The organism is Shewanella sp. SR44-4, assembly GCF_014163715.1.
Classification (GTDB): domain Bacteria; phylum Pseudomonadota; class Gammaproteobacteria; order Enterobacterales; family Shewanellaceae; genus Shewanella.
Window position 1 is genome coordinate 1 of record NZ_JACJDU010000143.1, and the last position, 569, is coordinate 569.

The following is a 569-nucleotide window of genomic DNA, read 5'->3' on the forward strand; positions in this document are numbered from 1 at the left end:
CAAAGCGACAGCTTCTTGTTTAAAATCATCTGGATATTGTTTATTTATTCGTTTAGTCATATTCACCTCAATAATGGCATTATTATATTCCTTTATTGAAGTGTCCGGCTAATTCAACCACAACAAATAGCTTCATTGGATAAGTCACAATTTAACTGCACTAATCTTTCGGCTAATAGAGGAATATGCTTTTCACCTTTAGTTACAGAAGACCAAAGAAAAGAGTCTGTATAGTCACCCTCTGCGACTTTTATTGCTTGCGCAACACGCGTTTCGGCGAAAGGCTTGTTAGGGTGATTTGTACTGTAAATAATTTCCGGAAAGCTAAATTTTCCTTCATCGTCAGTCGTGGTGTAATCCCATTCTATTTCTTCCATTACACCAGAATACTTATAACCTCTTTTTAGCTTAACGTCTGTTGAGGGCTTACCTTTAAAGGTCAAACTACCTATCACTTCAGGAAATACTTCGACATCGACTTTTTTAAACATGCTAAACATTGACTCCTCCGAGTAGCAACTAACGGCGACAATCAGACACAGGAATGCAAAAATCCCAATATATGCTCT

1 protein-coding gene is annotated in these 569 nt (G+C 37.3%); it reads right to left on the reverse strand.

The annotated features are described in order from the left end of the window. Nucleotides 1-113: 113 nt before the first annotated feature. Nucleotides 114-569: DUF6795 domain-containing protein (locus H5125_RS21795; RefSeq protein ID WP_220487401.1), on the reverse strand; the 456-nt coding region annotated here is incomplete at its 5' end.